Source organism: Paenibacillus sp. MAHUQ-45, assembly GCF_058133325.1.
Genome location: NZ_JBYUPV010000008.1, coordinates 105,037 through 127,418 on the forward strand (window position 1 = coordinate 105,037; position 22,382 = coordinate 127,418).

A 22,382-nucleotide genomic window follows, 5' to 3' on the forward strand; every position below is an offset into this window, starting at 1 on the left:
GGATGCCTTTACACCAAGAAGCCCATTTGGGTCGCAGAAAAAAAATAGGCCTTACAGCGCTTCTCATTGGCTTGGTAACAATGGTCTTTGTCCTAACCTCAGCTATTCTTTTGATTGCATCTTACCAATCTGAGAAGGAGTCTCTGACTGAAACTACACTGGATTTGAACTTTTCGAGCGCAAGTCGGATGAGTCAAACGACAGAGTCTCTTTTCCAGTCCATGCTCAGTACCTTGGAATACAGTGCGCATAATCTTATGAGGGAAGATGGACCAACGGAGGATTTATACAATCATTATCTTGAGTTAATGCGCCAAAGCAGCAGTTATTTCAATTCGATAGCTTTGGTGAACGAGAACGGGATGATCCGTAATGTGTCTCCAGAATCGCTGGGAACCGCCGGGCTACTATTTACTAGCACACCAGTATTGGATGCTTTGGCTGCCAAGAAGACTTATATCTCACAGCCGTATACTACGAAAAATACCCCGAAAATGACTGTGTTCGTGAGCCAGCCCTTATTCGACAAGCAGGGACGATATAAGGGAATACTGGGTGGAACTATATACCTTGAGGATAATAATATCTTCAGTATGATCTTTGAAAATAACAAGCGGGATGAGAACGGGTCCTATTTTTATATTGTGGATTCTACGGGGCATATGCTGTATCACCCGGATAAAACGCGAATCGGTGAGGATACCAGCACTAATAAAGCTGTTCAGGAGCTAATGAAAGGTCACAGCGGCGAACAAGAGATTATTAATACCAAAGGTGTGAAAATGCTAGCCGGATATGTCAATGTTCCCGCCAGCGGCTGGGGAGTTGTGGTGGTGTCCCCTACTCAGGTGATACACGAGCAGATTATAGGTCATATGGAAAAAATCTTTTGGTACACTCTGCTGCCTTTCATTCTATTGTTGGTCGTTGTTATTGTAGTGGCTCGCAGGCTGGCCAGCCCGTTCGTCTATCTTGCGAATTTGGTGAGCAAAGTCGGGAAGGGGAAGATCGAAATCCCTACTGCCATTTCCCACTGGAACAGAGAAGCTGACTTGCTGACCAAGACACTCACTACAGCCCTAACGGTTATGCAGAAACAGACGGATCGATTAACCCGCCATGCCATGACGGATTCCTTAACAGGTCTTGCGAACCGAAGGGCTCTGGAGCTTGTAATGGAAGAGTGGATTGCGGAGGGTACTCCGTTCTCCTTAATTGTGATGGATGTGGACAAATTCAAATTTGTTAACGATACCTATGGCCATCTGACAGGGGATGAGGTACTGAAGCGTGTTGCCACGGTTCTAGCAGCATCCGTCAGACCAGGGGATTTCTGCAGCCGTTATGGTGGAGAGGAATTTATTATTTTGTTGGCTGATGCCAAAGCGGAGGATGCCTACATTGTGGCTGAACGCTTCCGTTTAGCCCTGGCAGCAAGCGAGGCTCCAACCGCGACGCCAATAACTGTATCGCAGGGGATTGCCCACTATCCTACCCATGCACAGTCCAGCGAGATGCTGCTGAGGAATGCAGATCAGGCGCTATATTATGCCAAAAATACGGGGAGAAATAGAACGATTATTTCCGGCAGTGAACCAGAGCAATCTTGATGTATTAAACAACTATTGATCTTGGGGGAGTATGGACATGCCCTCACCGGACAGATTTCCTTTTGAAATCCATAAGTATCTGCTGTCGAACGATGTACTAATCCTGGAGAATCTGACGAATGTAGATGCACTGCTAGGCAAGGAGAAGTTTGAAGTGATGGCCCTGCCGCTGCGAATTCGGTCGGATTCCGCAATTTCCCGGGTAATTGCCAGGATTAACTGATGGACGGGTCAACATAAAAAATCCGCACCTGGGCCTAGGCAAACACATATCTTACCACAGAGAGTCCAAAATTGGGATGACAGAAGGGTAGGAATGTATTTTGACTTCTTATATGGATTACACGTCTCCAGGGACACAGTTTAGTGCGGATGTGAACAAAAACCTATTATTCAAAAAAGACGATCGGAACTTTATCAATGTACTGTCTGTTCAACAATTGAACACGCTGGAGAACACTTCACTGCTGGATATCTTCCTCAGTAAATCAAATGTGGTAGAGCCCCACTATCATCAGAATGCGGCAGAGTTGGTCTATTGTATCTGTGGCGCGGCTGTAGTCTCACTGATTAACCCGTTTACGAATGAGCTTTTGCATTTCCCGCTCACCCCTGGTCAGGTAGCCAATGTTCCGCAAGGCTGGTGGCATTATGAGGTGGCTACGATGGATGATACGCATTTGCTGGCTATTTTTGATGCGCCGGTTCCAGAGGTTATTCTGGGTTCGGATATTCTGAAGCTTACTCCGACGAAGGTGCTTGCCCATACCTACTGCCTGGATGAAGCTAAAGTAGAAGATGCGCTCGCTCCCATTCAAAAGAGAACCTTCATCGGTCCACCGGTGGGCTGTGTAAAAGGGGCAGTCAAGGGTAAAAAGGAGAATGCGATGCCGAATCCACAACCTCATGCTCAATCGCCTTACGGAACTATGCCTCAGCAATATGGGCAATCTCCTCAACCTCACTGGAATGGGCCTCAACAGGGATGGGCACAGACACCGCAGCCTCACTGGAATGCACCGCAACAAGGATGGAACCAGACAGCTCAGCCTTATGCGCAAGCGCCTCAACCCTATGCACAAGTACCACAGTCTTATGGGCAGCCAGTATATACCCATCAATTGTATGGGGAGAGTTCTCGGCAGCAGCCGTATGCACAACAGCAGCCGACTGTACAATATGTCGGAGGTTCTGAATCCGTCTAATCCTCAGATATCAAAGGGCGTCCCCTAAGCCAGAACACGGCTGCGGAGACGCCCTTTATTTTGTATATATGAACTTTAGGATAAAGTAACAAGCACACGACCACGGGTCCGGAATTTCAAAATATCCTCCAGCGCTCCTGGCAGTTCCTCCAGTGTCACTTCTCGGTCAACCAGAAGATCCAGGTGCTCAGGCTTCAGGTCGGTTGCCATGCGTCCCCAGACGCTTGCTCTTGTCTGTGCATCACAGAACACGGAGTCAATACCGAGCAGGTTAACCCCTCTCAGAATAAATGGCAGCACAGTAGTCGGCAAGGCGGTTCCTGCGGTCAAACCGCTTGCGGCTACAGAACCTTTGTAAGCGAGCTTGCTCAGGACGGCTGACAATGTAGTTCCGCCGACAGAATCGACGGCGGCCTGCCATAATTGTCTATCCAGGGGTTTCGTAGAAGCCCCAAGCACATCCTCACGGGAGAGGATTTCCTCAGCGCCTAACGCTTTGAGATAGTCTCCAGCTGCGCTGTTGCCAGTGCTGGCTGCGACGCTGTACTGCTTGGCAGCCAGCATTGCCACAGCAGCTCCGCCTACACCACCGGTGGCTCCAGTGACCAGCACTTTTCCTTTCTCAGGAGATAGCCCATGAGCTTCTAGTCCTTGAATGGACAAGGCTGCTGTAAAGCCGGCGGTTCCATAGATCATGGCTTCTCTTAAGGTAAGCCCGTCCGGGAGGGGGGTGATCCAGTCAGCGGGAATACGTGCATACTGGCTAAAGCCGCCAAAATGAGTTACGCCAATGCCATAGCCGCAAGCGATCACGGGCTGGCCTTCGGTAAAACGTTCGTCACTAGACGAGACTACATAACCTGACAAGTCCACACCTGGGATGAATGGATAGGATTTGAGGATTTTTCCATCAGGAATGCTGGCTAAACCATCCTTATAGTTTACACTGGAATAAGCGACCTTGATGACAACTTCTCCGGCAGGCAGGTCTGCCAAGGTAAGGGATTGGATACCGACAGAGAATGAGTCAGCGGTCTTATCAACCATTAGGGCTTGAAATGAGTCTGGTAGTTGTGAGTTCATGTACGAAGGACTCCTTTGCTCGAAGTGAAATGTAAGACAGTTATATAATATTTATTCTGACCGGTCAACTTTTTTATGTCTGTGATATAATATGCATTATTGCCTGTTTAATGGAGGTATTATGGTACGTTATAAGAAATCTGAGGAAAAACGCAAGCAAATCCTCTCCGCAGCCTTTCGGGCGTTGGCCGAATACGGATATGATGCCGTGACCTTACAAGTCATAGCGGATCATGCCGAGGTGAGCAAGGGGGTAGTGCACTACTACTTTGAGAATAAGGAAGCTGTGCTGACGGAGCTCCTGGAGTGGCTGACCGCCAGAATCTATGAAAAAGAACGCGCAGCTGTTCAGCAAGAGACGACGGCTGCCGGTAAACTGGGAGCGTATATTGATTCCGTGTTCGTCTCTCCGGAGAAGAACCGGTCCTTTTACCGGGTATATCTGGATTTCCTGGCCCGGGCCAGCCGTCTTTCTGTGTACCGTGAGATCAACCAGCGTTTCTATGACAACTGTACCAGTATTAGCACAGAAGTGTTGCTGATCGGTCAGGAGGAGGGAGTTTTTGCCCCCCATCTCTCCCCTGACACAACGGCTCCGGTGATCCGGGCCGTTATTGACGGTTGTCTGATTCAATGGCTGATGTCGGATCGGGATGAGCTGCATGCTGTGTTTAAGAAATCCTGTTATGATGCGGTGTGGAATGTGCTTAGTAAGGGACCGGAACCCATTTGAAATTGGGGGGCTTTGCATACTGCACATAAAGATCTAGGAAAAGAAGCCATTGTTGAGCGGCTACACGAACTCTGTTGGGGATGAGGTGGCAACGATAAGCGGGAATGTGAAAATTGGACTGCTCAGACATTTCAAAGTTGATCTGCAGACAGAGGGAACATGGATGAGCGCGCAGCAATTTAACGCTTGGGTGGATGAATATAACACGTGCAGTATAGAAAGGCCTCGGGTCGTAGATGTTCTTGATGCGGACTGGAATCGATGCTTGTCGAGCAATCTATATAGAGCGGCTGAAACAGCCAAAACGATGTACACTGGAGAAATTGTTATAACAGACCAACTTAGGGAAATCGATGTTCGTGCATTCACCAAACTCCCTATAAGGCTGCCTTTAAGCTGGTGGATGATAATTGGAAGGCTAGCTTGGTATGGGTCACATCGCTCTCAGCAAGAGAGCAGGAGAGAGACAATATTAAGAGCAAGAAATGTCATTGATCAGATGGAGCAGGATCAGAATGCAGCTACACTGCTCGTGACTCACGGCGCGTTTATGAAGGTTCTTCGTAAGGAGCTGCTGCGAAGAGGGTACCAGGGGGAAGCATTTACTATTCCGAAAAATGGTGGTTTGTACACGTTTGAGAAGACTGTTAAGTAGGGCAGTTAGCGAGCATGATTATAGTTAAGCTCTCTATGTTCTTTGCTTTTCATGTGGGGAAATTGGATGAAGCGTACGGAATTATCACTGCTTTTCATTACGAAGCGCCCCCGAGGAGTGTAACACTTAGCACCCAGGGCTGAGGTACTTGATATTGTGTGAGCAAGAAGCATCGAAGAAAAGGGATCGGCAGTATCCTGCTGCAACATGTAGAAGAGATAGTGAAGTCTCGCGTAGCCTACTGCCTGCTTATGCTGAGGTATGTTGAAGATTACGACACATTTCCTTCTATGGAAAAAACGGAGTTGGCCCTGTAGCCACCATACCTGATGTCTTTGGTCCCGGTGGGGAGGGGAATGTTGTTCTGCGGAAGGTGCTGGGTTAGAAAGAGTAGAGTATGAAGGAGATAGGCTGAAGGACACATCAAGACAGTAGGACTGTAAGGTTCTGCTGTCTTATTTTGTCTGCATTTGTTATATTTTTGATTAATATAAGTTCGTTACAGGAGGGATTTGTAATTTTGAGACGAATATAAAGAATTATAGTTAGAAAATGTTGTTTATCTTTTACCTCTATGAGGTGCTCAAGTGTAATCCTATGGACTAATAACTACGAATTATTTGGAGGTACTTCCTATTATGCGGCAAACATTAATTATTTATTTTGAGGTGCGTAGATGAGGCTAACGAAAGAGCAATTTTTGGATTTTTACTCACAACAGACACTGGCTGATGAAGCATCATTGTTTTTGGGATCAGGGGTATCAGCGACAACGGGTTATCCCTCCTGGAAGTCACTATTACAGCCATGTGCGCGGCAACTAGGAATTGAAATCACTGATTCTACAGACTTGTATTTACTAGCGCAATATTATGCTAATACGTTTGGTGAAAGTGCTCTTAAAAAAATAGTAAACGATAATATTAATATATTAAATCATGAGAGTTCATTAATAGATGAATTATTAAATCTTAACTTTTCAACAGTTTGGACTACTAATTATGATACAGTGCTTGAGAAGAACTTACACAAAAGAAATATTCAATCAAATAGCGTAAATAACGATAAAGACCTAGCAAACATAAGCCGCAACAATAGAGTAAATATTTATAAACTAAACGGCGATGTTTCAAATCTTGATAGAATTGTAATTAGTAAGAATGATTTAGACTCTTATAATAGTACCCATGAGTTATTATTAACATTTTTTAAAAAGGAGTTAGTGTCCAACACTTTTCTTTTTTTAGGATATAGTTTTTCTGATACTTTAGTGCTTTCATGTCTCAACACAATTAATAAATGTCTGGGTAATTCTGCAAACTATCATTATGCGATTATGAAAGATGAAAAAAATACCAATTTTAATTATTTTATAGAAGATTTAGAAAAAAGATATAAAATAAGAGTTTTACTCATTGATAATTATGACGATTTACCAATTGTTTTAAATGAGCTAAATAAAACTATCAAAAAGAAAAATATTTTCTTTTCTGGAACCTTCGAAATGCTTCCCTCGAAGGAAGATCTTTTCGCTTATGAACTTTGTGACAAATTATCCGAAGGATTACTATTAAATAAGTATTATATTTACACAGGATATGGAAGAAAAATGGGAAATTATTTGGCCGGCACAAGTATTCAGCATTTATTAAATCATAATATGAAGATTGAAAAACATTTACTAATGCGGCCTTTTCTATCAAGCATGTCACCAGCAGAACAATATGCTCATCGAGAAATGTTGATAACAAACTGCCACGTCGCAATTTTTATGTTTGGACAGAGTCCATATCAAGATGGATATGTAAATTCACGCGGAGTAAAAGAAGAATTTGAAATAGCAAAGAAACATAAGAAAATAATAATTCCAATTGGTGTGACGTCTTATTCCGCAGCTGAGATATGGGAAGAAGTAAAAAATAACATCACACTGTATCCTTATCTAGAAAGATATATTGATATTTTAAAAACTGAGAATAATCCAAGCTGTATTACAAAAGTTATTCTTCAAATCCTTGAAGAGGTATGTTTATAATTTGATTTAAATAAATTACCAATGCGTACTCTACAATGGTTAATTCCTTAAAATCAGATATTAAGTCAAGTTTTGTAAGATTAAATAAATAGCTTATGCTTTTTGTTACATATTTTGGGACGCAGACATCCCTCAAATTTGAAATATAAAGAAACAAAGAATACAAGATAGTTATGCGACCGTTTAAATTGTTACGATCAATATTATAATATGTGTTAATTAGTTCAGATAAATATTTACTATTATCAATTCTTCCTACCTGCTCATTCAATTTATGATAGCAATCAGCTAGATCTGCGTATTTATAAAAAGAAATTGTATCTTTTAAAAATTTGCATATTATCTGATTACATATTGCTAAGGTACCGGTAGTATTATCGACTTCATTGTAAATTAAGTCGCTTAACCAATCATACTTACTAGGAAGATCCTTTGCTTTAATCTTATAAAAAATAGGGAATATATGTATCTTTCTTCTTTGGAATTCTTTATAGATAACTTCAATTTCTTCAATAGCACCAGAGCTTTCAAAAAAGTGTTCTGATATTACAATAATAGCGTATTTACTTTCTTTGATTCCTCTTACATAATTATCAAATTTATTATCACCAAGATAATGTTCATGATAATCATACCAAACATTTATTCCATAATTCTCCAGATGATAGAGAATAGATCTTACTACTGTTTCGCGGTCTTTTCCAGAAAAACACAAAAAAATCATTGGACACCTCTATACTATAGATAATAAGTCTCATTGTATTGATATATCACTTCATATAGCTGTCTTAAAACAACTTTTAATATACCGTTTAGTCGTTGGTTCAAATTAACTTATGACAGTACCTCCAAATAATTCGTAGTTATTTGGAGGTAATAATTCGGTTCCGGGGATTGAACTGGGAGAGGACGTCCCGTTTTCTTTTGACAGATACTTCAGTGTAGATTTCGGTGGTGCTTACGCTGGAGTGACCCAGAATTTCTTGGACAGCGCGCAGATCGGCTCCGTTTTCTAGCAGTTGAGTTGCGAAAGAATGGCGCAGGTAGTGCGGTGTGGCTTTTTCATTAATGTTAGCGAGCTGCCTGTATTTCGTAAAAATATCTTCAACACCATAAATAGATAATGCTTGGCCGTATTTGTTCACGAACAGGGTATCGACTTGGGGACGGAACAGTTCTCGCACGTTCAACCACTCATTTAGCTTCTCAATAAGCTCCGTACTGGACAAATACAACAACCTCTCTTTGCGTCCCTTTCCGAAAATGACCACCACTCTATTCTTGAGATCAATGTCCTGCAAATGAATTTGAGTCAGTTCGCCAATACGCATTCCTGTTGAAAATAATAAGTCGATTATCGCATCATTACGGATGGATAAACGTTGGCGAAAAGGAGTCGTTAAGGTTTCACGGTCCAATTGCGGGGAGTGAAGCAATCGTTCGATTTCCTCTACGGCCAGTGTTTTCGGAATTCGTCTGGCCATTTTGAACTTTTTTCCGAAATTCTGAAGAGGGGATTGATCTAGCCACTCTTTTTGGACTAAAAATAAAAAAAAGGCCTTGATAGATATGTATTTGCGCTTAATGGTCGAGTCTTTGAGCGTACCTGTACTGTTGAAGCTATGAAAATAGAGGTGGAGGCTCTCGCTTGAGATCCCTTCTATATCGTTCTCTATGAGCCAGAAGTGCAGCATGTTGAGGTCGGAAGTATAGGCTTTGATCGATTTAGATGATAGATTCTTTTCGATGATTAAAAAGGAAATATATTTCTCAAGATATGCAGGCAATTCAGAAGCGGGGAGCGTCATGGTATTCCTCCTGGTGTATGTATGTTATGTAGGTTCTTGACTGCTCAAATTATAGCAAAGTTTACCGTTAGAACGTTAGGTTTATCCATGGCTTGCCAGATCGATAGTTGTAATGCACAAAACACCGACCTCTAGTCCACATTTCGCCGGAACAATCACCTGAGCTCACGTTCGAGCCTAAGAGGGAATTGGATAGCGGGAAATTATACCGTTAATTACTTCGTTTCACCTTATTTATCATAAATAAATGGAATTTCTCCCGTTATAAACCTCTTTAATCCCGTAATGCTCTAGTATTGAGGCGATTAACAGGAGTTTTTCCAGTTACTTTTTGATAAGAAGAGAATTTAACGAAAATAACAGGAATAATTCCAGTTACTCCAATACTCTGCAGAATGAAATTGAGACTTTCGGCGCATTTGTCGCTTGGAGTGGGTTACACTGCGTCTTAATGTCGTGTCTTTTGGATATCCTGACAATGATCAGCCAGTGGCTAGGGCATACGAATTTCCATCTATTGTAATGGGAATCTATCTCCTATAATATGAGTGTTGTACAGTGGAAGCAGACTTTGAGACAAGGGGGCAGAATGTATGTCGATAGCGACAACAATGATTATCCGACTGGAAATACGGAAATCGGTTGCGTCTTTTGGTGATGTAGCATCCAGAATTGCTGAAGTGGGTGGCGACATTGTAGCGATTGACGTCATACGTGCAGGCAAGGATGTGTCGACCCGTGATATTACGGTGAATGTGCCGGATGCGGCGAACGGCGAGATTGTCGGTGTGTTATCGGACATGCCTGGCATCAAAGTGATCAACGTATCTGACCGGACCTTCCTGGCTCATCTTGGCGGTAAGATTGAGGTTACACCCAAGATGCCGATCAAGAACCGCGAGGATCTGTCGCAGGTGTACACCCCAGGTGTAGCCCGGGTCAGCATGGCCATTCACGAAGATCCTAACAAAGCGTATTCCCTGACGATGAAAAGAAATACAGTAGCTGTTGTAACCGACGGCACCGCGGTGCTGGGACTTGGCGATATCGGACCTGAAGCGGCGATGCCGGTGATGGAGGGCAAGGCCATGCTGTTCAAACAGCTGGCAGACATTGATGCATTCCCCTTGTGTCTGAATACGAAAGACCCGGATGAAATTGTGAAAATCGTGAAAGCGGTTGCTCCTGGGTTTGGCGGAATCAATCTGGAGGATATTAGTTCACCGCGCTGCTTTGATATTGAGCGAAGGCTGGAGGAAGAGCTGGATATTCCTGTTTTTCATGATGATCAGCATGGCACGGCTGTTGTGGCTCTCGCGGGTCTGCTCAACGCGTTCAAGGTTGTGGATAAGGATATTGGAACTGCACGAATTGTAGTGGTAGGGATTGGTGCGGCAGGTGTTTCCATATGTAATCTGCTCCTGGCAGCAGGGGCGCGAAATATTTTTGCGGTAGACCGGGAAGGCATCCTCTCGGCTAAAAAACAATACAGCAACGCAGAGTGGAGTCGGTTGGCCCAACAAACGAATCCCGAAGGGATTACCGGCGGCTTGCCGGAGGCGATCCGGGGTGCAGACGTGTTCATCGGGGTGGCCGGAGCCGGGATATTGACTGTCGATTTGCTCAAAAGCATGGCTGAGGATAACATCGTTTTTGCAATGGCGAACCCTACGCCGGAGATTGAACCGGATCTGGCTGAACCGCATGTGCGGGTGCTAGCCACTGGTCGAAGTGATTACCCGAACCAGATTAACAATGTGCTGTGTTTCCCAGGTATTTTCCGCGGGGCTTTGGATTGCAGGGCCAGAGCGGTTAATCTGGATATGAAGCTGGCAGCGGCTAAAGCCATTGCTTCTGTGGTGCAGACGGACGAATTGAATGAGCACTACATCATTCCCAGTATTTTTAACGACAAGGTGGTAGAGCAGGTTCGTTCAGCTGTGATAAAGGCGGCGATTGCAACGGATACAGCCCGCCGGATTCCCCCGGACTTTTCTGCAGAAGCGAAGAAAGAGTAGCACTAAGGGGTTTAGATAAAGGAAGGGCAGCTGATAGGGCTGTCCTTCTTTGCTGTGTAACTGGAGCCTAGGAGTCAGCAGGAGAGGTCTCACATAGTGGTGCGTTCAGATGAAAGTATACAAGTTGATCTACGAGTTCTTGGTGCCTAGTAAAACCCAACCGGTTCAGCAGCTGTATAGATCGGTCGTTCTGGGGTTCCACTGTGGCTTCAATCATCGACAACCCCATTTTTTCAAAACCAAATGAAATCACGGGAGCCATGACTTCTGTCATAAATCCTTGCCCCCAGTATGCTTTTGACAGGTCATAACCGACTTCCGCTTTGGCTTCGCCGTTGCTCTTAGTTACCCAACAATGATAACCGCAAGTGCCAATAAGCGTGCCGGTGATCGTCTCAAATATTCCCCAGCGGCATCCCGGGTGATCTATCCCAAATTGGATGATTTCTTCAGCCTCTTCCTGGCTCTTGCAGGGCGAAATATCCATGAACCTCGTGACTTCCTCATCTGCAAAATGTTTATATACCTCCTGACTGTCTTCAAGTGTCAATAGTCTTAGGGTCAATCTAGCAGTTTGCAAGGAGGGGAATTCAAAGTCATTCATCTTATCAATCCTTTCTTAAGAGAAACAGTCTGTACGCATATCACGCGGCATGATAAATTGGTCAGATCCTGGTATTATCTAAGTTTACTCCTGCGGACAATAGAACTGGAAGGTAAAGTTCTTTTTGTTGTAAAATTATACTAATCACTGTAATCACATTTGGGCGATCTTACGAACGGCTGACATGTGGTCTTAATCAAATAAGACAGGAGGTCTGTATGATGATGAAGGCACTGCGTGTATTGTTGATGGGGGCGGTAACGCTATTACTACTTGCGTCCTGTAATTCAGAGACTCATAAGTATAATTATACGTTTAAAGGTGAGGGGAAGCAGTGGGCAGCGGAGTATGTGCAGAAAGCATCAACAACGCTGACCGAAAGGAAAAACGAGAGACCGCAGTATAGTTCTTCGAATGAGCGCATTTTCCAGCTCAAGTACAAGGGGAAGCAAACCGATCTCGGTGACATTAAGGAATTGAAATACAGCTATAAAGGAACTACCGGGGAAGGCAGTAGTACTATCGAGGGTCCAGTTCACTTTGCTGATTTGAAGTCTGGGTCTGTAAGTAACGGATCTATCGAGCAAGAGGACGCCGTAATTCAAGTTGAGGTTGAATGGGATGGTCAGAAGGAGCAATTCGAACTGAAAGTCCCTAAAAAATAAATCGACGGAGGACAAACATGGTTATTCTTAAGGAAATAGAATTAGAGCATCTGGATGCGTTAAACGATCTGTATCATGAACTGGTGGGGAGAGCGGCAGATCGGGGCAAGCTAGAGCAAATTTTTAAGCTGGTGAAGGCTGACAACCGGTACATTTTGCTGGGTGCTTTTATAGATGGAGAGCTGGTAGGTTCGGTAATGGGTATTCTGTGTTATGACCTTGTTGGGGATTGTCAACCATTTATGGTGATTGAGAATGTTGTGGTCTCGTCACGTGCCCGCCGTCAAGGCGTTGGTAAGAAGCTGATGGTGCGCATTGAAGAAATAGCCCGTGAGCGAGACTGCTATTACATGATTCTGGTCTCAGGCGAACAGCGGAAGGAAGCGCATATTTTCTATGAAAGGCTGGGCTTCCGCGACGAGAAAGTAGAGGGCTATAGGAAGCATTTAAGCTAGGGGTTAACCAGAAGTGGCTGCGTAGCTGCTTTGTGCCGTAAGAGACGATGAGAGGATAAGGAGAACATACGTGGGATTGATTTTTTAAAGCTATTTTTTCCATACTACGAAAACTCCCGCCATATTACACTCAGAATATTATTATCATGGAGGCGTTCGATCTGGAGACATTATTTCGATATAACTGGATGGTCAGGGAGCAGTGGTACCGTTGGTGTGAAGATGTGCCTGAGGAGGAGCTACTCAAAGTAAGGACAGGCGGTGTAGGAAGCATTCTGAAGACACTGTTCCATGTCGCTGATGTTGAATGGAGCTGGATCCAGACCATTCAGGGCAAGCCGGATTTCCTGGAGGACTTCAATTTGTACCAGAGTCTGGCACAGGTGAGGGCGCTGGATGCCCGTTTCCGCCAAGATGTAGAGGGATTCGTATTAGGTTGGCGGGAAGAGCTGGAACGGAAGATGTTCGATGATTTGCTGCCAGACGGGCAGGTGCGCTCCCTGGCTTGGGGTGAGGTGCTCCGTCATGTGATTGCTCACGAGATTCATCATATGGGACAGCTGTCGGTATGGGCCAGAGAGATTGGCAAGGCGCCGGTGTCCGCTAACTTGATAGACAAAGGGTTGGTATTTAGCCTGCCCGGCCGGGAATAGGACCCTATTCCCAGCCATGAAGAAACCCGGTAACTAGCAGTTACCGGGCTTTCAAGTCTTCCGGAGGAAACCAGAGATGACGTAGATCCACCCAGCCCTGGCTGTTGAAGGTGACGCCACGAACCGAGGGGAGGTAGGCAGTTTGGGTAGGTTTTTCATATAAAATATGCAGATGATGCTCGTCCGTCAGACGTTGCTCAATCCGCTGAAAGATCTCGGCTCTGACATGCGGATCGGGTTCCCGGGAGATTCTGTGAAGCATGCCTTCGATGTCGCCTCGCGTGTGCGCCTCCAGATGCCGCGACAAGGTCTGGTAAAGGTCGAACAGCCGCAGCTGCTCATCCTGATCACGGAATAGGGAGAAGACAATAAGATCTGATTCCAGACGGATAGACCCTTTGAATTCCTCCGGGGACACGGTGACAACTCTGCAGGAATAGCCGGAAGCAGTCAGTTTAACGGCAATATCTTCGGCATCGCCAGCATATTGGGGGATGGTGGCAATCTGCAATGGGCCCATGTGGGATAGGGAACTTCGCGGGATATTGCCAGTTGCCGTCCCTTGCAGACAGGAAATCAGATGACCTCGGACCAATGGATCGCTCAGCGGTCCTGTTTTGTGTGTATTGCAGGTCACAAACTTGCGCGTGGAAGATTCGGAATGGATACGACTCCAACTGGAAGACTCGGTGGCGGATGGGTTCTGGATCACATGGAACGCGGCACCGGAATCGGCAGAAGAGGCATCGAACTCCCACGGTACATAGATAATCTCTACACGATCCAGGTGAGCCCGTCCCTGAAAATAATACGGAAACACTTCTAGCACACATAGATTCTCATGCATTTCCGTGATCTTGAACGGTCCTGTCCCGGCAGGCTGACGCCCCAGGTCTGCACCACGCGCGCCTTCCCAGTCCCGGGGCACAATTGCCGCCCGGCTGGTGCATAAGAAGGGGAGGAAGAGTTCATTAGGCTTCTTAAGCTGTATCTGTACAGTTGTCGGACTAATAGCGGTAACCGCCTGAATTTCCTTGAAAATATAGCTGTAGAGCGTTCGCTGTGAAGTTTGCATCAACCGCTCAAAGGAATAGACAACATCCTCGGCACCCAGCACCTTGCCATGATGGAACAGGACCTCTTTACGCAGAAAAAAAGTCCATGTCGTCCGGCTCTCATCAGCTTCCCACGCATGGGCTAGCCCCGGACTGATCATGTTCTGTTCTCCGCTCTGGCGCAGCAGACCATCAAATACATGACTGGACACAAAAGACTCTGCCAGCAAATTCATATATAACGGATCAAAGGTATGCAGTTGTTGTGTGATGGGCAGACGTAAGGTATCAATTTGCTTATCGCTGCGCATCTCGGAATGATGGCCGAAATAGTCCAGCAGCCAGCCCTGAAGGGTGTCCTGAAGTGACGAGGAGCGGGCATGATCCCGAATGCCCTCGATGGAGCTAAGGATATCCTTGCGGCTTATCGCCTGCTTCATTGATTGCAGAGCGATCTCCTCGGAAGGCAGCAGAAAGCGCAGCGTGGAGCGCCGCCCCCGTCCGCGGCTGGATGTCCAGACGATCCAGCTCTGCTGGACCATTTTATTCACGACATGCAAGGCGTTACGGTGGGTGCAGCCCAAGGTCTGTGCCAGCTCGTCCAGGGTAACTGTTGCTTCGGCGGCGCTTCCGTAGCGTGAATGGAGCTTCAAGTAATGGCTGTGCAGCTTCACGAAAGAGAGCCTCCTTTGATAATAGGAAATAATAATTTCATTTTTTCTATTTATCTTCTTATTTTAACATCTAAAATAAGGATTAGAAAGTCATAAACTGGAGGTATTTACCATGTTCGAAAACCAAGTAAGGCGGGTCCGCCCACTTGTCGTATTGGGTGCTGCATTTCTGCTGGCTATTCTTCACCAGTATCTGTTCTCTGGCGCACAACCAGGCATTTCATATCCGATCTTTGTGACCTTGTTCTACGTTTTTATGCTGTACTATGCTAGGGAGCAAAGACGCCCATTCTCGTGGTTCAGCTACCTATGGCTGGCTGCCATAGGTTTACTCTCGCTAACGTATGCATTGTTCCAGGATATGTTCTTCTTCGCATTCAATTTGCTAGTCATCCCGATCCTGATTCTTTTACATATGACATATATGCTGGGAGCAGACAGACTCTCATGGAGTGACGGAAAGCTGATCGGCAAAATGCTGGAACATTTGTTTCCGCAAAGTTTTCGGCATTGGGGCACAGCCTTTGCTCAGTTGCGCAGCAAACAGGGTGGTAAAATGAAGGACGAGCGGAGGCAGGTTCTAATTAAGGTGTTGATTGGTTTGACCATTTCATGTCCAATCCTGCTGATTGTGGTCTCGCTGCTCTCCTCTGCCGACGGTGTCTTCCTTCATCTGATGCAGGAGCTTCCTAATCTCTTGGGTAACTTGTCTCTGGGCGAGGGCTTTGTACGGGTGTTGTGGGTACTGTTGTTCGGACTTGGCTTTTTCGGTTTTGTCTGGGGCTTTGTTGATCCCAAGGATTACAGCTGGAATGCCCAAAATCCTGCGCTACAGCAGCTAAATATGGAGACAACGGAACCGCCGGTTTTCAGAATAGATCCCGTGATCATGGCGACGATTCTAATTTCGATTAATACGGTCTATGTGCTGTTTGTGTTCGTACAGTTCTCCTATCTGTTCGGTGCCTGGGAGGGAATTCTGCCAACGGGCAGTACGTATGCTGATTATGCTCGGAGCGGTTTTTTCGAGTTGGTGATGGTGACAGGAATCAATTTCATAATGCTTCTGTTATGCCTTCTGCCTTCAAGCGAGGGGCAAGGTTTACTGCGAAAAATCACTCGTTTTCTACTATACATCCTGGTAGGTTGTTCCGGCGTCATGCTGTATTCGGCTTTTACCCGGCTGTCCTTATATGAGGAAGCGTATGGATATACCTACACGCGTTTTCTGGTGCATGCTTTTATGATTTTCTTGGGCCTGCTGCTTGGTCTGGCAGCTCTACGGATTGGCAGTAAGAAGATTTCACTGGCAAAATGTTATATTGTGCTGGGGCTGGTGTCGTACGTCGTGATGAACTATATCTCTTTGGACGTAATTGTTGCGAACAAGAATATTGAACGATATCTCACTAGTGGCAAGCTGGATGCCAATTACTTGTTTACATTATCGCCGCAAGCGATTCCGACCCTAATTGATTTCAGTCGTAGTCAGAATGGTATACTCGATAATGATTTGCGTAACAAATGGGAAGTCAGCCAGGCGACTGACAAATGGCAGTCGTTTAATGTAGCGCGGTATAGGGCAGAACATGAACTGAGAGCGTATTTTACAGCAGAGAGAAAATAATTCGCCAAAAAGGACATATGTCCTTTTTTTACGGGGCATTCTACATTACACTGGAGCATCGGAGGGATATGGCGAATGCAAATGATATATGACCGGGAGGCTGTTCGCCAACTGGCGGACAAAAACGGTCTTGACGAACTTTTTGGCAGTCCGATGATCGAGTCTATGGAGCTGCGATTGTACGGAGATGGCGAGGCGATCTGTTCGGTTGGAGACAAGTTGGAATATCTATTCATCCTCGTACAGGGGAACCTTAAGATTCATACGCTGTTGCCAAACGGGAAGTCAATGCTAGTACGTTTTGCACGGCCGATGTCGATTATCGGAGATGTAGAGCTGCTAAGGGAATATCCTGTGAAGAACCAGGTCGAATCGGTGGGAGATAGCCTGCTCCTGCTTGCCAGTCGTAAACGGCTGCTGAAGGAAATAGAGCATAATGCGGTGCTGCTGCGTTTTCTATACGGAGAACTGAGCCATAAGCTCTACACGCTGGGACAGACTTCTGCGCTGAATCTCTTGTATCCGGTCGAGAATCGGTTTGCGAGTTATCTGTTGTCACTGTTCACGGACCGTGAGGGGGTACGATACGTAGATGAGATTCGCACCTCCACGTTGACAGAAACAGCGGAATTGCTAGGTACCAGCTACCGGCATTTGAACCGGATTGTTCGCAGATTTATTGAACAGGGCATCATCGAACGGAAGCATGGTCGCCTAAGTATTCTGGATGAAGGTAAACTGGCTGAGCTAGCAAGCGGCAGTCTGTACGAATAGAACGGCATAAGTGACTGCCAGAGATCGCTTTAAATCAGGCTGCGGCCGGAAGAAGCGGTCTTTTTGCTTTTCTATATGTGAAAGGTCAGTCTATTGAAGTAAGACTATTGGCATATTTTATCGAAATCGTAAGATACCACACACAAATCATAGAAATTGCCATCGACTGGAAGATTACTATATCTTATATTGTTACCATTATTAGTTAGTTTATAGTCACCCTCTGAGGTTCGGTCTTCTTATATTGCGTGTTGAGTTGCAGTTATGCATGTTTACGCAAGCAAGGGGATCGTTCTTTTTTATGCGAAGATGCAGCTATTCTGTGTCTAAGAGGATTACTATGAGCTTTCTACTAGTACTAGAATGCTGCTTCACATGTATTTCTCTGCGATTTCAGTATCCTGGAGGAGGCGGTAGATGATAAAAGATCAGTTTTGAAAGCGTATACGAGATGGGGATTTGCAAGATTTCGAGATTTCGTATCTAAGGACATGTTTTGTTTTCGAATGCTGCGTGCAGTTCAGAAGGTTGCAGAGGGTTCATGCTTCACCATAAAAAATATGGAGGTTGGCTGTTAATGATAACAGGTCGCAAAGCTTCAACGAGAAGGTCAGTCCTGATGTACTGCCTGATTGCTGCATTATTTGTAGGCCAGCTAGCCTTTTTCCCATCTGTGAGTTCAGCAGCCGGAAATCTGGCTCAGGGTAAGACGATTACTGCTAGCTCCGTCGGTGATGTATATGTGGCATCTAACGCCAACGACAGCAACCAGGGAACGTATTGGGAGAGCAGCAGCAATGCTTTTCCACAGTGGCTTAAAGTGGATCTGGGTGAAGCCAGCAATGTGAACCAGGTTGTGCTGAAGCTGCCTGCCACTTGGGGGGCAAGAAATCAGACACTGGCGGTAGAGGGTAGCAGCAACGATTCCAATTACAGCAATTTGGTCGCTAGTACCAGCTATGCTTTTAATCCAGCCAATGGCAATACGGTGACCATCAATTTTACCGCGACAAGCGTAAGATATGTGCGACTGAACATCACAGCTAATACTGGCTGGCCAGCCGCACAAATCTCCGAGTTTGAAGTCTATGGTACAACTGCGACACCTTCGGGAACGTATGAAGCGGAAGCGGCTGCGTTGTCCGGTGGTGCGAAGGTGAACACGGATCACAGTGGTTACACTGGATCAGGATTTGTGGATGGATACCTGGCGCAAGGTGCCACTACTACCTTCACAGTGAATGTGCCTACAGCCGGCAGCTATGACGCAGCACTGCGTTATGCCAATGCCACCGGCAGTACCAAAACGATCAGCGTGTATGTCAACGGGACGAAGATCAAACAGACTTCTTTGCCGAATCTGGCGAACTGGGACTCTTGGTCCACTAAAGTAGAGACACTGGCTTTGAATGCCGGCACTAACACGATTGCTTACAAGTACGATGCCGGGGATACTGGCAATGTAAATCTGGATAACCTGAATCTCACGCCGGGCGTAGCGCCAACCCCGTCACCGACTGTAGCGCCAACCCCGTCGCCGACCGTAGCGCCGACACCATCGCCAACTGTGGCACCAACACCGTCGCCGACCGTAGCGCCAACACCATCGCCAACAGTAGCACCAACCCCGTCGCCGACCGTAGCGCCGACACCATCGCCAACAGTAGCACCAACCCCGTCGCCGACCGTAGCACCAACGCCATCGCCGACCGTAACACCAACACCTTCTGCGACTCCAACACCAACACCGACAACCGGACCAGGGTCCAACCTGGCGCTAAACAAACCGATCACCGCTTCTTCTTCTGTATTTACTTTCGTGGCGACCAATGCCAATGACGGAGATGTCAATACGTACTGGGAAGGTGCAGGCGGAAGTTATCCGAATACGCTTAGCGTGAATTTGGGTGCGAATGCCAATATCAGCTCCGTCGTATTGAAACTGAACCCGTCTTCAGCCTGGTCAACGCGCACACAAACGATTCAGGTTCTTGGTCGTGACCAAAACGGAACCACGTTCTCCAGTCTTGTACCAGCAACCGTCTATACTTTTAATCCGGCCACTGGCAATTCAGTGACCATACCGGTTAACGCTACAGCCAGCGAAGTTCAACTCAGAATCACGACAAACTCCGGCTCTAGCGCTGGGCAAGTTGCCGAATTCCAAATCTTTGGTACACCAGCTCCTAATCCGGACTTGACGATCACAGGGTTGTCCTGGACTCCGACAGCGCCGGTTGAGACTAGTGCCATCACACTTAATGCCACTGTGAAGAATATCGGTACGGCTGCTTCTGGAGCCACCAGTGTTAACTTCTACCTGGGTACCACGCTTGTCGGTAATGCTCCCGTTGGAGGTCTTGCTGCAGGTTCTTCCACGAATGTCTCTGTGAACATCGGAGCTAAGGATGCGGCAGCTTATACAGTAATCGCCAAGGTAAATGAGAATAACGATATTATTGAGCTCGACAAATCCAACAACAGCTACACTAGTCCGTCCCAGTTGACGGTTACGCCAGTAGCTAGCTCTGACCTGATTGCAGATTCAGTTAGTTGGTCACCGAGCAATCCATCGCCAGGTAGCACGGTGAACTTTACGATTACGATCAAAAACCAGGGTACGATAGCTTCCGCCGCAGGTGCACATCCTGTTACCCTGACCATTACGGATGCCACAACCAATGCCGTAGTGAAGACGCTGAGCGGCTCTTACAATGGCGTAATTGCTAGTGGACAAACGACAGCTCCAATCAGTCTTGGTTCCTGGACGGCTGGCAACGGCAAGTACAACATTAAGAGTGAAATTGCTGTCGATGCCAATGAGCTTCCTGTAAAACAGGGTAACAACATCCAGAACCAATCTCTCTTCGTAGGACGCGGGGCCAATATGCCTTACGATATGTACGAAGCTGAGGATGCTGTTGTGGGTGGTGGTGCCGTGAAGCTTGCACCGAACCGCAACGTCGGCGATCTTGCTGGTGAAGCTTCCGGCCGCAGAGCGGTCACTCTGAATACCACAGGCAGCTACGTAGAATTCACCACCAGAGCCAGCACGAATACACTGGTGACACGATTCTCCATTCCAGACTCCCCTAGCGGTGGCGGAACAGATGCTACACTTAACATTTATGTAAACGGTGTCTTCACAAAGGCAATCAATCTGACTTCCAAGTATTCTTGGCTGTATGGCTCGGAGACTAACCCTGGCAAGACACCAAGCGCAGGTTCACCACGCCATATCTATGATGAAGCCAATATTATGTTCGACAGCACCATCCCGGCAGGAAGCAAGATTCGTTTGCAAAAGGATGCTGCCAATACGTCGCAATATGCGATCGACTTTATCAACCTGGAACAGGTGTCCCCGATTCCGAATCCAGATCCAGCCAAGTATGTAGTGCCTGCCGGATTTACTCATCAGGACGTGCAGAACGCACTGGATAAATTCCGCATGGATACTACCGGCAACCTCGTCGGTGTCTATCTGCCTGCCGGCACGTATCAGACTTCAAACAAGTTCCAGGTCTACGGCAAGCCTGTAAAAATCATTGGCGCAGGTCCATGGTATACACGCTTCGTGGCCCCGGCCAATCAAACGAATACAGATATCGGATTTAGAGCTACCGACACGGCGAACGGCTCCACTTTTGCCAATTTCGCTTACTTCGGCAACTATGTAACTCGTATCGACGGTCCGGGTAAAGTCTTTGATTTCTCCAATGTGGCCAACATTACCATCGACAACATCTGGACCGAGCATCAGGTCTGCATGTACTGGGGTGCTAACACGGACTACATGGTTATCAAGAATTCCCGTATCCGCAATACTTTTGCCGACGGTATCAATATGACAAACGGAAGTACGAACAACCTGGTCTCCAACATTGAAGCACGTGCTACCGGAGACGACAGCTTCGCCTTGTTCTCGGCCATCGATGCGGGTGGATCTGACATGAAGGACAATGTGTATGAGAATCTGACCTCGCTCCTGACCTGGCGTGCAGCGGGTCTCGCGGTATACGGTGGTTATGGCAATACATTCCGTAACATTTATATCGCCGATACGCTGGTTTACTCCGGGGTGACGATCAGTTCACTTGACTTTGGTTATCCGATGAATGGTTTCGGGGCTTCCCCGACCACCAATTTCCAGAACATCACGATTGAGCGGGCGGGTGGACATTTCTGGGGCGCTCAGACCTTCCCGGCCATCTGGGTATTCTCAGCCTCCAAGGTGTTCCAGGGAATCAGAGTTAGCGATGTAGATATCATTGATCCAACGTACCACGGTATTATGTTCCAGACCAACTATGTCGGCAATACACCGCAGTTCCCAGTAAAAGACACCATCTTCACGAACATCACGATTTCCGGTGCGAAAAAGAGCGGTGACGCGTTTGACGCAAAATCCGGCGTTGGTATCTGGGCGAACGAATCCGCTGAGCCGGGTCAAGGTCCGGCAGTCGGTTCGGTGACCTTCAACAACCTGAAGATTACGAACACCGTAACACCAATCAAGAACAACACCTCGACATTCACTATTAATGTGAATCCGTAAAGCATCATGACTTGACCGGTTTAGTAGTCGGTTGCAAAAAGCCGTCTCTCGCTTCTATAGGGGAGCGGCTTTTTGTCGTGCGGCCATTTCACAGGTGCTTTTGGATTCGACAGCAGCCTTGCTCACCAGTTACAATGAAGGAATAGGAATGTTAAGGAAAAGAAATGAAA

The 22,382-nt window shown here is 46.5% G+C and carries 19 protein-coding genes; 14 read left to right on the forward strand and 5 right to left on the reverse strand.

Annotated elements, in window-relative coordinates; all coding sequences use genetic code 11:
- Positions 1–2: 2 nt before the first annotated feature.
- From AC3Y23_RS18100 to AC3Y23_RS18110, 3 genes are all read left to right on the forward strand, one after another.
- Complete coding sequence (locus AC3Y23_RS18100; RefSeq protein ID WP_379201469.1) at positions 3–1,610, forward strand: sensor domain-containing diguanylate cyclase; 1,608 nt, start codon at positions 3–5, stop codon at positions 1,608–1,610.
- A gap of 37 nt (positions 1,611–1,647) precedes the next feature.
- On the forward strand, positions 1,648–1,833 hold the full coding sequence (locus tag AC3Y23_RS18105) for a cyclase family protein (protein WP_379201472.1): 186 nt from the start codon (positions 1,648–1,650) through the stop codon (positions 1,831–1,833).
- Positions 1,834–1,945: 112 nt separating this feature from the next.
- Positions 1,946–2,815: a cupin domain-containing protein gene (locus AC3Y23_RS18110; RefSeq protein ID WP_379201474.1), complete on the forward strand. Its 870-nt coding sequence runs from the start codon at positions 1,946–1,948 to the stop codon at positions 2,813–2,815.
- Between the two features lie 75 nt (positions 2,816–2,890).
- On the opposite strand, the gene AC3Y23_RS18115 is transcribed toward AC3Y23_RS18110, so the two are convergent.
- Entirely contained in the window at positions 2,891–3,898 is a 1,008-nt protein-coding gene (locus AC3Y23_RS18115) for an acrylyl-CoA reductase family protein (protein WP_379201476.1), read from the reverse strand.
- A gap of 121 nt (positions 3,899–4,019) precedes the next feature.
- Here AC3Y23_RS18115 and AC3Y23_RS18120 point away from each other — a divergent pair, with 121 nt between their 5' ends.
- The 4 genes from AC3Y23_RS18120 to AC3Y23_RS18135 all read left to right on the forward strand — a co-directional run bounded on the left by AC3Y23_RS18120 (position 4,020) and on the right by AC3Y23_RS18135 (position 7,321).
- On the forward strand, positions 4,020–4,631 hold the full coding sequence (locus tag AC3Y23_RS18120; RefSeq protein ID WP_379201478.1) for a TetR/AcrR family transcriptional regulator: 612 nt from the start codon (positions 4,020–4,022) through the stop codon (positions 4,629–4,631).
- A gap of 52 nt (positions 4,632–4,683) precedes the next feature.
- Entirely contained in the window at positions 4,684–5,286 is a 603-nt protein-coding gene (locus AC3Y23_RS18125; RefSeq protein WP_379201480.1) for a histidine phosphatase family protein, read from the forward strand.
- Positions 5,287–5,444: 158 nt separating this feature from the next.
- Positions 5,445–5,603 (forward strand): GNAT family N-acetyltransferase, encoded by a 159-nt coding sequence (locus AC3Y23_RS18130; RefSeq protein WP_379201482.1) that lies wholly within the window; start codon positions 5,445–5,447, stop codon positions 5,601–5,603.
- A gap of 359 nt (positions 5,604–5,962) precedes the next feature.
- Positions 5,963–7,321, forward strand: coding sequence for an SIR2 family protein (locus AC3Y23_RS18135; RefSeq protein ID WP_379201484.1), 1,359 nt, complete (start codon positions 5,963–5,965; stop codon positions 7,319–7,321).
- Here AC3Y23_RS18135 and AC3Y23_RS18140 read toward each other — a convergent pair.
- Together AC3Y23_RS18140 and AC3Y23_RS18145 are read right to left on the reverse strand one after the other, a co-directional pair.
- Positions 7,287–8,045 (reverse strand): toll/interleukin-1 receptor domain-containing protein, encoded by a 759-nt coding sequence (locus AC3Y23_RS18140; RefSeq protein ID WP_379201486.1) that lies wholly within the window; start codon positions 8,043–8,045, stop codon positions 7,287–7,289. The two genes, AC3Y23_RS18135 and AC3Y23_RS18140, sit on opposite strands and share 35 nt — an antisense overlap.
- 139 nt (positions 8,046–8,184) lie before the next feature.
- Positions 8,185–9,129, reverse strand: coding sequence for a tyrosine-type recombinase/integrase (locus AC3Y23_RS18145; RefSeq protein WP_379201488.1), 945 nt, complete (start codon positions 9,127–9,129; stop codon positions 8,185–8,187).
- 593 nt (positions 9,130–9,722) lie between these two features.
- Here AC3Y23_RS18145 and AC3Y23_RS18150 point away from each other — a divergent pair.
- On the forward strand, positions 9,723–11,147 hold the full coding sequence (locus AC3Y23_RS18150; RefSeq protein ID WP_379201490.1) for an NAD-dependent malic enzyme: 1,425 nt from the start codon (positions 9,723–9,725) through the stop codon (positions 11,145–11,147).
- Positions 11,148–11,214: 67 nt separating this feature from the next.
- On the opposite strand, the gene AC3Y23_RS18155 is transcribed toward AC3Y23_RS18150, so the two are convergent.
- Complete coding sequence (locus tag AC3Y23_RS18155; RefSeq protein ID WP_379201492.1) at positions 11,215–11,712, reverse strand: GNAT family N-acetyltransferase; 498 nt, start codon at positions 11,710–11,712, stop codon at positions 11,215–11,217.
- 257 nt (positions 11,713–11,969) lie between these two features.
- Between AC3Y23_RS18155 and AC3Y23_RS18160 the strand changes: the two genes are divergently transcribed.
- The 3 genes from AC3Y23_RS18160 to AC3Y23_RS18170 all read left to right on the forward strand — a co-directional run bounded on the left by AC3Y23_RS18160 (position 11,970) and on the right by AC3Y23_RS18170 (position 13,524).
- Complete coding sequence (locus AC3Y23_RS18160; protein WP_379201494.1) at positions 11,970–12,416, forward strand: hypothetical protein; 447 nt, start codon at positions 11,970–11,972, stop codon at positions 12,414–12,416.
- Positions 12,417–12,433: 17 nt separating this feature from the next.
- The gene (locus tag AC3Y23_RS18165; RefSeq protein WP_379201496.1) at positions 12,434–12,871 is read left to right on the forward strand and encodes a GNAT family N-acetyltransferase; all 438 of its coding nucleotides are present in this window, start codon (positions 12,434–12,436) and stop codon (positions 12,869–12,871) included.
- 161 nt (positions 12,872–13,032) lie between these two features.
- On the forward strand, positions 13,033–13,524 hold the full coding sequence (locus AC3Y23_RS18170) for a DinB family protein (RefSeq protein WP_379201885.1): 492 nt from the start codon (positions 13,033–13,035) through the stop codon (positions 13,522–13,524).
- Positions 13,525–13,564: 40 nt separating this feature from the next.
- Here AC3Y23_RS18170 and AC3Y23_RS18175 read toward each other — a convergent pair whose 3' ends face one another.
- A complete protein-coding gene (locus AC3Y23_RS18175) occupies positions 13,565–15,253 on the reverse strand; it encodes an ABC transporter substrate-binding protein (RefSeq protein WP_379201498.1) in 1,689 nt (562 codons plus the stop codon).
- A gap of 112 nt (positions 15,254–15,365) precedes the next feature.
- Here AC3Y23_RS18175 and AC3Y23_RS18180 point away from each other — a divergent pair, with 112 nt between their 5' ends.
- From AC3Y23_RS18180 to AC3Y23_RS18190, 3 genes are all read left to right on the forward strand, one after another.
- A complete protein-coding gene (locus AC3Y23_RS18180; protein ID WP_379201500.1) occupies positions 15,366–16,880 on the forward strand; it encodes a DUF4153 domain-containing protein in 1,515 nt (504 codons plus the stop codon).
- Between the two features lie 75 nt (positions 16,881–16,955).
- Entirely contained in the window at positions 16,956–17,654 is a 699-nt protein-coding gene (locus AC3Y23_RS18185) for a Crp/Fnr family transcriptional regulator (protein WP_379201502.1), read from the forward strand.
- A gap of 577 nt (positions 17,655–18,231) precedes the next feature.
- Positions 18,232–22,212: a discoidin domain-containing protein gene (locus AC3Y23_RS18190; protein WP_379201504.1), complete on the forward strand. Its 3,981-nt coding sequence runs from the start codon at positions 18,232–18,234 to the stop codon at positions 22,210–22,212.
- Positions 22,213–22,382: the final 170 nt, after the last annotated feature.